Here is an 11,640-nt window from a genome sequence, read left to right as displayed (position 1 = left end):
TTGTTGGTTTTTCCGGCTCTATTGGTGGCTTTGGTTTTTCTGTCCCTGTATTTTCCGTATTACCATTCTCACCCTCCGTTATAATTGGTGGGTTCACAATTGTATCTGGTTTCTTCTCTGGTGGAAGAATATCACCTATACTCGCTACTGAAGAATCAATATTTTGATCACCGAATGCAAAATGATCTCCATTCACGGTGACTTGTGGCTTATTATCTGTAATAGCTGCAATCACATTGTCTTTTGCTGTATCCTGAATTGATTTATCTGCCGTTTCTTTATCAAAGAGTGCTAAAACACGAGAAGTGGTATCATCCCCATTTTGAAGATTACTTACAATAGATTTTTCTTTAAAATTAATTTTTGATTTATCCAGCTCTTCGAGTACATAAGCAACTTCATTATCCTTACTTTGAATTGCATTCTCTGTAATTGCTTCAAAATCTTGTTTGTTCAGATCTTCTTTCTTTTCCTCCGGCTTATTCTTATCTACTTTTTTTGTAATAGCTGATTTACTTTTTGATGATTCCTTACTTCCAAACCAACTGCAACCTGTCGTACTTAATATCAATGAACCACCAAGAAAAACAATTCCCATTTTTTTGTACAGATTCTCATAATTTAAAGGCATGTTATTCTCTCCCCCTTAGATGTTCTGTAGATCTTTATCAATTTTTTCAATTTTAGCTTTCTTTTCCTCTTCACTTATCGTAGATTGTTGAATATCTCTTTTCTCTAATTCTTTGACCTCTTTCATTACATTTTTATTTCCTTGCGTTTTAGCAAAAGAATAACAATCTTCATATTTTTTTAGATTTACAAAAGCTTCAACAATGAGTTTTTCACGTCTACCGTCCATATTGACTTTACCCTTAAGCTTAATTACCTCCTCATATTTCTTATTAAGTGCTGCCTTTTCAAAGTCGATTACATCATTTTTGACATCAATTTCATTGATTTTATTCATGTTGTCTATCCCAATAAAATAAGCAACCACACTTTCTGCAAATTTCGGCTCATATTGTAATGCTTTATTTGCCTTTCCGTTTAATAAATAAGTAAATAAAACTGCCTTCTGACTATCTTTATCTAATTCTGTGTAATTGACCTTATCGAAGTATTTAACGGCTTCTCCATACTGCTGAATGGCTGCCTGTTGTAATCCTTTTACTACATATTGTTCCGAGCCAGCATTTGCACTCGAAACTGGTTCGGAAGAGAATAACTTAAAGGCAAATATGGCACCAGCTCCAATTAACACCACGCTTCCTATGACACTCGCAATAATCTTGAATCCTTTTCTATTTTCCTTCCCAGGCTTTACTTTTGGCTCTAATTCATTCAATGGACTATAAGAGGGTTCTTCCTTTCTTACTGGTAATTCTTCTTGATATTCATATCCTTCATGAAAAGGAGAATCATTGATTTCCCTTTCTAATGTTTCTAACAGCTCCTTTTTTTGTTCCTCTTGTTCCGGATCTAATTGCATCACATTCATTTTTTTAGAAATGTGATCAAAAATATGATCTGCATATCTCGAACCAAGTGATAACGTACCGTTATAAATTTCATTAGAATGACCATCTAACAAATCGAAGTCAATATGTTCTTGCCTCCCTGCCTCTCTATAAACTCGTTCTAATCGCTTCGTTAAGATATAAGCTTCATGAAACGAATATTGCTTACCCGACTCAATTTCTGTTCCATTGCTACTCTTAAAAATGACAAACATGGCTTCTCCTTTCTTCCGTTTAATTTAAATTCACTTCGACTGATCTCTTGAATTACTATTTTCAGCTTTATTGGTTGCGTACTTATGATAGATACAAAAAACAGAAATCAATACCCAAATAACGATGAAGAATGTCAAAGCTCTTAACAGCCCTTCTGTTGTTGGTACTGTCATAATCGGTTGTATATTACCAATAACCGAAACGCTCTCCAATACACTTGGTAATCTCATAATTAACACCCCGATTGCTTAATAAAACTAAAATTCTATGAAAAAAAGGCAACAAAAAAAGCCATACCCTTTGCATAGCCTCCTCATTGCCTTAATTATATTTTTTCACTATTTCATCCAGAAAAACGGGAATAATATTTGACCAAATTTCACATTGCTATTTACGCTCTCTGCTAAGTATTGGCAACCCATTACGATAACAAGTCCGGCTGCCCCACCAAGAAACCACCATATACATTTATGTCTTCCTCGTTCACCGCCCCAAATTAATAGATAAGCACCCCAGCAAAATACAATCGCTGTACTAACCATTGCCCCTCTTTGCATCCATGCAATAAGTGAATTCCCTGTATTAATTAGACCGTCCATCGCATCACCTAACACTAACATTTGAGATAATGTTTCCAACATTAACATATACATTCACTCCCTTTTCATTTTTAAAACCTTATACGTTACTAGGCTGACTTGATTCATTCGCCTTGCTATCTTCCTTTACTTCTGTTGATGTTGCTTTATAAGCCTGTAAAGCTTTCATTACTAAATCTTGATTTTCTTCAATGTATTTCTGATGATGTAAATGAAGCCAATGGTTATAATCCTGACCATTGGCTCTTAATAGGTTTGCTACCATATCTTTTTCTTTTTTTAATTCCCTCTGTGTAATCGCCACTATATCACCACCTTTCAATGATTATGTGATTACTTTTGATATTGCTCTTTGCAATTTTGGACAAAATAGGTAACTTCTCTTTCAAGTTCGGATTCTTTAAACTTAGAAAAATCAATATCTTTTTTCAGTTTTCCTTTTTCATAATAAGCGAGAGAATCCCTTCGTTGTGATAAGCCCCAATCATGAGGATTACTTGAACCTGGAATGTCCTCACGATTTTCATTCAACCCTCTAACTTGAATCTTTTCCTTTTCAGCTATATTCTTTACAAGAAAAATCCAATCATTACTATGTCTCATATTAGAATTCAACATAACAAATCCTGTGCCATCCTCACTCATGAACTTCTTCATTTCTAACGGACTAAGTTCCATTACTCCCCCTTTTCCCGAGCTAAAGACAAATGTTGAACCAATACCAATTGCAATTAACAGTCCAACAACAGCGGAAATAATCCACCCTTTTCGACTCATGCGTGTTCCTCCCTATGTCATATTTTTATAAGCGAATAAGCGATTTTGAAGTGTGATGAGACACTTTTAAACTCCAACATCTGTCTTTATTTTATAACATTTAAAGGAAAGTTAGATAGAAAATGGAAATATCATTTATGGCTGGAATGACGAACCCTGTATTGACATGCGTATAGAGACTAATCCCGACCTAGCTTCTATATGCCCAATACCGCACTACGTATTTTGGCGTGAACGTAGAACCTTATGTATCTACTGTTGTGATGTTCCTCGCTTCTTCAGAATGTCAAAATGGGATATTCCTCACGAGTACTGACACAAACAGGTCTTTGATACAATGCATTTCCCATTGGTCACAGATGAGTTTTACGATCTTACTCACCCAACGATAATCGTATACCTAACCCCTCTAGTGACCTTTTGAGGGGAGGCACGCATATATATTGTATATTTCACCTTTCTACATCATTACTGAAAGAAAGAGATACACAATATATATCTAAATTGTCAAAGAACAACTTACTTTGTGCTATGTTCTCAGCACACTTCAAAATCGCTTTTTTTATTTACACTTTTGTTTTACAGCCACTAATTCCGCATGTTTATTTTTTCGTTTAGCAATTAAGTTTTGATGTTCATCTCTAACCGAGCGCACTTGATAATAAATTTGAGCTACCTTTTCGATGCTTCCTGTGCTATTTTCAATTGCGATGGTACCTTTCAGTTCGTATGTTTTTCCATCAAAAGTTTTAACACTATGAGCTTGTGATGCCGCAATATCATAAAATGTGAGTCTTTTTTCTTTTCCCATATGAACGCCTCCTATTTTTGATAAAGAAGGGAGAAAAGCGCTTCTCCCTTGTCTAGTTTTCTAGCCATCTAGATAGGATGAAATAGTGAACGAGTGCTTCATATCATGCTAGGATTGTTGTGTTATACGAGGTTATGATGCGTTGTGCTGCCTCTTTTCCGTATATGTGCTGTAATGCGGATTGAGATTCAACTACGATTGAATGCTGAATGTGGTATGTTGCGCTTTCTTTTAAAAACTGCTCCATATGAGGGATCGGGTACAAATCATATTGATGAAATACCAGGTGAATCGGTCTTATATTCTTGCATTCTGTTAGATATTGAAGAAAATTTGATAATGCTTCCCCTCTCTCTTGATACGTACTCGTTTCCGTTTCTACACTGATGTACACAACGGATTTTTGTTTTAAATCCATTTGTAGTGTTTCATAAGCAGTTAGTAAATCATGTTTAATGATGTGATATCCTTGTTTTCGTTTTTCTTGATGGGTATCTTCATAAAAGATGCCTTTCGGATCAAAAATGAAAATAAAATCTTTGGCGTTTTCTTTCACACCTTCTATGACCGTTTTATAAGCTCCAAAACGAGCTTTTATCACGCCTGCGACCTTTTCCCTTTCATTCAGTTCTTTCAACACTCTAATCAACTTTGTATACTTCATAACTACACCTAACATACGTTGCACCCCTTCCTATTTCATTTTCCACTAATAACTAGTACTGAAACCCAAGATACTCTCTCTGTTTCTCTAATTTTCCATATTGTTCTTGCTGCCCATCTAAAATTCGTAAAAGTGTACTGATTGTGCCTTGCCTTGTTTCTTTTGCTAATAAGGCAAATACGCTAAACATTTGATAGGCCGGATGATCTTTCTTCAATAACTAACTTAACTCCAAAAGATAGGAATCTTTTTCTTTTGCTTGTTGTCCAAATTCCCTAACCTTTTCTAAATCTAAATAATACAAATCTCCATGTCGTTGATTTAAGTACAAAATAATTCCTGCTAGTAAGTTCGTAGCGGATTCTATCCAGAAATCATACCGTTCTTTTGGCTTGATTACAGTTTGAGAGATTGAAATAGCTTGCATAAGTCCTTTAGAAAGCCAAGCACTCTTGCGCCGCATAACGTCTTCCCAAAGTTTCCCTAAATTTTTTATTTTACCGACGCGGATTTCCGACATCTCATATCATCTCCCTCTCGGTTCCTTATATCTTCCTCCCTATTAAAAAATGTGAATGACGAGTAAACATGTATTCCGACGCCTAACGGATTTTCAGCTACATCACTAAAATGAGCTTCATATTTTTTCATATCACGATTGAGCTTTCGTACGGATTCTAACTGCAAATACGGCTCTAATTAAGCCAAGTACAGCATTTACAAGACCGATCCATCTTATGTAAGGATTTTCGGCTTTTCCGCCTGTTGTTGGAAGATAAATTTCTATTTTCTTTGGTGTTTGTTGTGGTTGCTTCATGTGTGGAGTAAAGGGCTGTTCGGTTACTTTTGGTTGTGGTATTCCTAGTTTTACTTGACCAGCTTCTTTAATTTCAAAAGAATGGGTTTCTGCTAAATTAATATTCATCTAACACGATTTTTTTACATGTACGTTGAAATACTATAAATCAGAAATTTCAGATTTAAAAACTTAAAAAATAACAATAAAATTGTACCTTTTCTACAAGGTTCATTTACAATATAACTGTATAAGCATTTTTGGGGAAAATAGTTTATTTCAAGTTTGCCCGGAAGTAAGTTGCAAAAAAAAGTTTCTCAATTGGTTCTTCAAAAAAATCCGCAATACTTTTTGCTCTGCTAAAAATCAAACCTTTCCTGCCTGATTCTACATCGTATAAAGTGCTTGCAGGAATTTTTGAACCTTTTGAAACTTCTATAATTGTATAACCCTTTGACTCACGAATTTCTCTTAGAACTGTCAAATATCTCACCACCTTATTTATAGTTTATTCGTCTTTAAGCCCAAAGTCAACACTTAAAGTTCATATTCTGAACACTTAAAGTGTAAATTTGATTTTTATTAAAACCTACTTGCTTAAAATTGGAGTGATAAATCATATGAAGATTGAAGAGAACGTATTAGGAAAAAATATAAAAAAATTAAGAGCTTTAAAAGGAGTAGCTCGAAAAGAAATGGCCAATGACCTTAAAACTACTTATAGAACTGTTTCTAGTTGGGAGACCGGAGAAAAAAAACCACGCCTAAACAAATTAGAAGAGATCGCAAATTATTTTGACGTAAGTACAGCTTCTTTATTAAAAAGTGAAATTCCTGATAAGGAATTATTAAATACTATAAAGGGTGAAGATCCCGTTGAACGTCTAGCACGACTACTCTATGAAAAATACATGAGCGTTCCAGATGAACATAAACCTAGAATTGAGGAAGAGTTACTAAAATATGCAAACAAATTAACAATGCAAATTAATAAGGAGGAATAAGAAAGTCCCTATGATTGAGACCCTCTTATTTCTCTTTACAACTATATTCTGAACATAATTCAATAAGCTCACTAAAAGTTTGTAAATCCATCTCTTTTATAATTTCTGTAAGCTGATCTATACTTAATTTCATTTCTATCCCTCCATTTATAAATTGTGAATCTACACACATACATTTCGTAGTTTCTTATTTAGAAAGTTATAAAACGTCTTATAAACGCACAAAAGACATCGTTTAAACGATGTCTTTTTTTATAAAGTGGGTTTAGAATTAGCCTCCACCACCAGGATCGACCATTCTATACATTATGGGATTTTCCACTGTAACTTTAGGTTCCAAATTAAATACATAGGATTCAAATAACCCCGGAGAGCCTCCATCAGGATCGACCTTCATATAAGAAACAGATTGATCATCAATATTTTTATATTTAGAATAGTGTTGATGTGATAGCATTTTACCTAATAATACATTTACTAATGTTATCAAAAACAAGGTAATTATTATCAATCTAAATAGCTTCTTCACTCTATTCGCTCCTTTCTGCAAAAACTACATTATTTTTTCTATATTTTTATCATATATTCCTTCTGCAAACTTCACGTACAAAAAATCATTATTTGACTTAAACATATTAATGGATTTTTTTACTAATTCTAAATTATCCTTAGCCATCCCCATATAGCACGTCTGCATAGGTGATAAATACCCTTTATTCTTTTCAATTCTCTCTAATATTTTAATAGCTGCATCTTTCTTCCCTTCTTTAATTAAAAAAAGTGCGTACTCAGCTGGATGAAGTTTATTAAATTCTATTTTATCTATATCTTTCCACCAAACAATTCTTATAAAATTAATATCATTCAAGGCTATTCTAAATTTTAAACTTTCTTTCGCTCTACTCAATATACTTGTAGCTTCTAAAAAGAAATTTAAAGACTTATTATAATTAGTAAACATGCAATTTTCTCCGCATCTTATATTCAAGAATGCTTCCATAACCGGAAAGAATTTTAAATCTTTATAAGTTCTTAAATATGTATTGCTTTCTTTAAATTCTTTACACATATCTCTTCTTAAAAGCGTATAACTCCATAATTCTGTTACCCAAAAATAATATAAATTCTTTAAGTAATTATTAGTCACTAATTCAATATTACGTTCAATCCTAACTTTATATCCCTCCATCAATCCGAAATCACCCAAATCACATAAAATCAGCATACTAAGAATGTCACAATAGATTTCTACATCATAATTACTTTTATTAGATATCATTCTAGCTTTCTCAATGTCTAAATATATGCTTTTAATATCCTCACCATCTAAACGAGCAATATATAAACTAAAAATTTTTGCCAATCGCTTCATTTCTATATCTTCACTTTTCTTACACAGTTGATAAATAGATTTCATTAATTTTAAATAATCATTTAAATGGGCAATTGCAAATGCAAGCTTCACATTTATATTCATTCTATCCCTTAATGTATTTAAGTAGTTAATAATCATTTGTTCTTGCTTATCTTTATCGTTTTCAAAAACAACATATACAAGCTTTGAAAAAGTGTATACTGACAATGCATTATTCTTGTTAAGGTAATTTGAAATAGTTGATTTCGAAACACCAACTTCTTTTGCAAGGTTTGTGTATGTTATATTTTTAAAAGCTAAGTAATTATCAATTTCTTGATTTATATTTTCCATGTATATTCACCTCTTTTTCAGAAGTATGCGGCCGAATTCAAGGAATATTCAGAAACCTACATATGTATAGTGATTATACCATAGCTAAATACTTTCAATTTTTCTCATTTAAATACTAAATATTCAGTTAATTTTAGACGTAAAAATATTAATTCCATCTATATTTTCCTCTTTTGTTTTAAATATGAACTTAGAGTGTTGATATTCTTTAAACAGAATTGTAAAATATAAATAACTTATCAAGGTATTATATTTTTATAACCAAAAAAAATAAAACCCCACCGCCAGTTTTTAATTGGTTTCTAGTTTGGCGACCGGATCCAATTAAAAACTCCAAAGATAGGGTTTTAATTCACACTATAAGTGTATGTGTATTTCTTTAGTATCATACTTGATATTAAAATTATACCATAAGGTGCATATAATGTGAATATAAAACCCTTGTTTTCCAGTTTATTTGTGGTGGGAAAATTAGGAGGTTTTTTCTGTGTTGTTGCACAATTTTTTGCTCAGTCGAGCAAAAGCTGAATTAAGTCCACGTATCAAACACTTATCAAAGACTTCTGGAGCTATAAATCAAGCAATAAAGAAAATTACTACTTATATTGATACTATTGTCCTAGAATATGAGGGTGTTACCACTAAAGATTATCTTACCAAAAGAAAATATGAAGCCTTAGAGACTGTTTTATCTTATTTAGTACAAGAAGGCTATAGTCAAGTTAGGCAAGAACACATCAGCAAAAAATCAGGTATTTCAAAACCAGTCATTAACTACGTGTTGACATGGCTGCAAGATCTGGGCGTATGCCAACAAATTAAAGTGCGAAGACATGGTAAAATCGCCCCTTCAATTTACATATTAACCATACATAACAACTATTTAAAAATCATTGAATATTTTAAGATAAAATGGGCTTTAGCAATTGATGTGTGCTCTACTTTCACTAAATTTCTAAGTGAAAAACTCTTTAAGAAAAATTTTGTAGCCAATCCTGAAAATCTAAAGAATGATATACAAGTCTCGTCTAATTCTTTAGATATTTTCGACATAAATAAACAAAAAAAATCAGATAAGGATTTTGAATTAATAGAAAAACATAACAGATTACAAGATTTAGATGACTATCTAAGTGAGGATCAGAGAAAGGCTTATTACTACATTTTAAGCCAAGAACTAAATCATCTTAGTGAAAAGGATGCATACACAATTGCTTTAAGGATGCCACATTATATCGATCGCTATGCTAGATGGGATTTTGAAGAATGTGTGCAATGGTTCCAATACAATCAAGCTCAAAATAGCAATCCTGCACATTTTATAAAAATGTTTGGGCAAAAATCTAAACAAAACTGGGAACGAAGAAATCAAAACGCATTAGAAAAGAAATCACTGCATGGTTTAAATAAAAAAAGAGAATTTGTTTTCTATAATTTTTTAGAAGAGAGTAATTAAATTTAAAAAATCATACTAGTCTGTAGCCTTGCTTAAAAAAATCAACCATAGCAAGGCTATTTGTCATATCCTCTTATAAACAGTCATAAACTTGCTATTTTTCGACACAAGAAACTTCAAAATACAAATCATCTTATAGGATTTGTATTTTGAAGTTTCAGGCAATCTACGTATACAGTTAACCATAATATATTTATAGTTAGCTCTTCTTTAACTATCAAATTAAACTTGAAATTTACTAAGAGACAATGCTGAATAGCTTGCTAGAGTAAGTTTAAAAGCATCATTATTTATTCTAATGTTATTAATGGTTTTACTTTTTAAAACAAGATTTATTTAATATAGCATTCTGGAATTCTTTCTCTTTTGTCTAATTTTAGGGAATCCGATTCAACTTGCAAAATATATAAATGATTATGTAGATGCCTGCAATCAGCTTCCCTAAAATCTGATAAAATTCTATTCATTTCAGCCTCCCCCTTCCTCCCCCACTTCTAAAGAATGTCACTAGCTATTGAATACACTTTAAAAAGATCGACCATACTAAAAAACGTAAACTATTAAATATAACCTAGTAGCATTATTTTTGTTTAAGATTAAATACCTCTAATACTTTGTAGATTATGTAAAAGTTTAAAACACCTTATAAGCCATTTTGAGGAAAAAAATTTCATTAGAAGTATCTCTATTTCACATTGAGTATTATTATTTACTAGTAAAACGCTATTTAAACGCATAGCGTTCAATACACCCCCTTATTAATTTTTGCGTATTTTGAATTAAAAGAATATTAACTGGATACTAATTCTATTAATGAAAACTTTGATTCTTGCACATATATCTAGTAAAATTCTTATATTGGAAACAAACTTTTAATAATAAAATTTTAAGTAATTCTTTAGTTATTCTATTGTCTACTAAATATCTTTTACTTCCAAAGGTGAACGTTATCAAAACGGATAACCTTTATAATTTAATTAACATTAATACTAGATACATAGACTAATCTAGCACACAAGTAGCTGCACTGAAAACATTTTAAAGGTAGTAAAGCTTCTTACCGAGTGGCCCAATAAAGATTTTTATTATTAGAGGAATGATCCTTCTAATAAAGAAAGAATATCTAACACACAAATAATGGAGGTGTGAAGTTTGGAATATGGATATTTTGCACAAGAAGTAGCAAAGCAACTGGATATAAACACCAATACACTTCGTAGATGGTCAATTGAACTAGAAAAAATGGAGTACATATTTGAAAGAAATGAACGTAACCAAAGAATTTATTATGAAAATGATATAGATATTTTAAAACAAATGAAGGAATACCTAAATCAAAACTGGAAATTAGAAGAGGCCGCTACACGAAGCATGGAGACAATCGAAGAAAACGCCCCGAAAACGGATAGTGTTCAGGAAGAAAATGAAACTGAAGTAACACTTCAGAAACGTTCACAAACAGATATTTCAATAATTCAAGATAAGTTTTCCTATATGTTTAACCAGCAAGAAAAAATTGTACAACAAAACCAAGATATTATTAATTTATTATTACAAGAACGCTCAGAAAAGGAAGAAAAAGATTTACAAATCCAGTTACTACAGGAAAAACTGGATAAAGCCATTCAATTGTTAAATGAAGATCGCCAAGAACAACAAGATAACAGTAAACAAACGTTCATTCAACGTTTGTTCAATCGAAAATAATTGGGCGATTTTCTTTTAAACACATTTCCCAAATAAAAAAAGCGGTAATTACCGCTTTTTTTTATTTTTCAAATCACCTTCACAAGGCTAAATATACATCATTAAAAAGAATTCCTCTTATGTCTGTCTTTAATACTTATTTAACTTCAAAAGTAAAACGTATATTTACTAATATACATCTAACTAATACTCATTAAAAGTTCATACATATCGCCTAAGTATAATAAAGAGAAAAACACTTAATTTCAATTATAATATTATTAGTTGAAAAAGCCAAAAAACCCTGTCTTTTTCTCAACCTTTTCTTAATTACTTTTCTTAATTCAAACATATCAAAGTCATTTTAATCCTTTTAATATCAAGGGGTTAACGCACCATAAACGCC

General features: G+C 31.8%; 13 protein-coding genes and 3 pseudogenes. 3 read left to right on the top strand and 13 right to left on the bottom strand.

Going from position 1 to position 11,640, the window contains the following annotated elements; genetic code table 11:
- From DN390_RS29770 to DN390_RS29720, 11 genes and pseudogenes are all read right to left on the bottom strand, one after another.
- Positions 1–631, bottom strand: a pseudogene (locus DN390_RS29770) (hypothetical protein); the annotation flags it as partial.
- A 15-nt stretch (positions 632–646) separates the two neighbouring features.
- The gene (locus DN390_RS29765; protein ID WP_147809281.1) at positions 647–1,732 is read right to left on the bottom strand and encodes a hypothetical protein; all 1,086 of its coding nucleotides are present in this window, start codon (positions 1,730–1,732) and stop codon (positions 647–649) included.
- 30 nt (positions 1,733–1,762) lie between these two features.
- Positions 1,763–1,963, bottom strand: a complete 201-nt coding sequence (locus tag DN390_RS29760) for a hypothetical protein (protein WP_001239233.1) — start codon at positions 1,961–1,963, stop codon at positions 1,763–1,765.
- A 108-nt stretch (positions 1,964–2,071) separates the two neighbouring features.
- Entirely contained in the window at positions 2,072–2,380 is a 309-nt protein-coding gene (locus DN390_RS29755) for a hypothetical protein (RefSeq protein WP_147809280.1), read from the bottom strand.
- A 31-nt stretch (positions 2,381–2,411) separates the two neighbouring features.
- The gene (locus tag DN390_RS29750; protein ID WP_147809279.1) at positions 2,412–2,636 is read right to left on the bottom strand and encodes a hypothetical protein; all 225 of its coding nucleotides are present in this window, start codon (positions 2,634–2,636) and stop codon (positions 2,412–2,414) included.
- 29 nt (positions 2,637–2,665) lie between these two features.
- The gene (locus DN390_RS29745) at positions 2,666–3,109 is read right to left on the bottom strand and encodes a hypothetical protein (protein WP_147809278.1); all 444 of its coding nucleotides are present in this window, start codon (positions 3,107–3,109) and stop codon (positions 2,666–2,668) included.
- 562 nt (positions 3,110–3,671) lie between these two features.
- Positions 3,672–3,920, bottom strand: a complete 249-nt coding sequence (locus DN390_RS29740; RefSeq protein ID WP_000514061.1) for a hypothetical protein — start codon at positions 3,918–3,920, stop codon at positions 3,672–3,674.
- Positions 3,921–4,023: 103 nt separating this feature from the next.
- Entirely contained in the window at positions 4,024–4,599 is a 576-nt protein-coding gene (locus DN390_RS29735) for a TraM recognition domain-containing protein (RefSeq protein WP_147809277.1), read from the bottom strand.
- A 37-nt stretch (positions 4,600–4,636) separates the two neighbouring features.
- Positions 4,637–5,104 (bottom strand): annotated as a pseudogene (locus tag DN390_RS29730) (type IV secretory system conjugative DNA transfer family protein).
- A 132-nt stretch (positions 5,105–5,236) separates the two neighbouring features.
- Positions 5,237–5,437 (bottom strand): annotated as a pseudogene (locus DN390_RS29725) (hypothetical protein); the annotation flags it as partial.
- 217 nt (positions 5,438–5,654) lie between these two features.
- The gene (locus DN390_RS29720) at positions 5,655–5,864 is read right to left on the bottom strand and encodes a helix-turn-helix domain-containing protein (RefSeq protein WP_147809276.1); all 210 of its coding nucleotides are present in this window, start codon (positions 5,862–5,864) and stop codon (positions 5,655–5,657) included.
- A gap of 136 nt (positions 5,865–6,000) precedes the next feature.
- Here DN390_RS29720 and DN390_RS29715 point away from each other — a divergent pair, with 136 nt between their 5' ends.
- Positions 6,001–6,384 (top strand): helix-turn-helix domain-containing protein, encoded by a 384-nt coding sequence (locus DN390_RS29715; protein ID WP_098298013.1) that lies wholly within the window; start codon positions 6,001–6,003, stop codon positions 6,382–6,384.
- A 271-nt stretch (positions 6,385–6,655) separates the two neighbouring features.
- On the opposite strand, the gene DN390_RS29710 is transcribed toward DN390_RS29715, so the two are convergent.
- Together DN390_RS29710 and DN390_RS29705 are read right to left on the bottom strand one after the other, a co-directional pair.
- Positions 6,656–6,913 (bottom strand): hypothetical protein, encoded by a 258-nt coding sequence (locus tag DN390_RS29710; protein ID WP_147809275.1) that lies wholly within the window; start codon positions 6,911–6,913, stop codon positions 6,656–6,658.
- 24 nt (positions 6,914–6,937) lie between these two features.
- A complete protein-coding gene (locus tag DN390_RS29705) occupies positions 6,938–8,092 on the bottom strand; it encodes an AimR family lysis-lysogeny pheromone receptor (protein WP_147809274.1) in 1,155 nt (384 codons plus the stop codon).
- Positions 8,093–8,579: 487 nt separating this feature from the next.
- Here DN390_RS29705 and DN390_RS29700 point away from each other — a divergent pair, with 487 nt between their 5' ends.
- A complete protein-coding gene (locus tag DN390_RS29700; protein ID WP_147809273.1) occupies positions 8,580–9,548 on the top strand; it encodes a Replicase RepFR55 in 969 nt (322 codons plus the stop codon).
- 1,152 nt (positions 9,549–10,700) lie between these two features.
- Complete coding sequence (locus DN390_RS29695; RefSeq protein WP_147809272.1) at positions 10,701–11,255, top strand: MerR family transcriptional regulator; 555 nt, start codon at positions 10,701–10,703, stop codon at positions 11,253–11,255.
- Positions 11,256–11,640 lie beyond the last annotated feature (385 nt).

This window comes from Bacillus sp. SH7-1 (assembly GCF_008042405.1).
GTDB classification, from domain to species: Bacteria; Bacillota; Bacilli; order Bacillales; family Bacillaceae_G; genus Bacillus_A; species Bacillus_A thuringiensis_N.
This window is presented reverse-complemented; position numbering and strand designations above follow the sequence as displayed.

Coding starts and splice junctions, on each gene's coding strand:
- DN390_RS29765 (WP_147809281.1), bottom strand. CDS start 1,732: ATGTTTGTCATTTTTAAGAGTAGCAATGGAACAGAAATTGAGTCGGGT.
- DN390_RS29760 (WP_001239233.1), bottom strand. CDS start 1,963: ATGAGATTACCAAGTGTATTGGAGAGCGTTTCGGTTATTGGTAATATA.
- DN390_RS29755 (WP_147809280.1), bottom strand. CDS start 2,380: ATGTTAATGTTGGAAACATTATCTCAAATGTTAGTGTTAGGTGATGCG.
- DN390_RS29745 (WP_147809278.1), bottom strand. CDS start 3,109: ATGAGTCGAAAAGGGTGGATTATTTCCGCTGTTGTTGGACTGTTAATT.
- DN390_RS29740 (WP_000514061.1), bottom strand. CDS start 3,920: ATGGGAAAAGAAAAAAGACTCACATTTTATGATATTGCGGCATCACAA.
- DN390_RS29735 (WP_147809277.1), bottom strand. CDS start 4,599: ATGTTAGGTGTAGTTATGAAGTATACAAAGTTGATTAGAGTGTTGAAA.
- DN390_RS29715 (WP_098298013.1), top strand. CDS start 6,001: ATGAAGATTGAAGAGAACGTATTAGGAAAAAATATAAAAAAATTAAGA.
- DN390_RS29705 (WP_147809274.1), bottom strand. CDS start 8,092: ATGGAAAATATAAATCAAGAAATTGATAATTACTTAGCTTTTAAAAAT.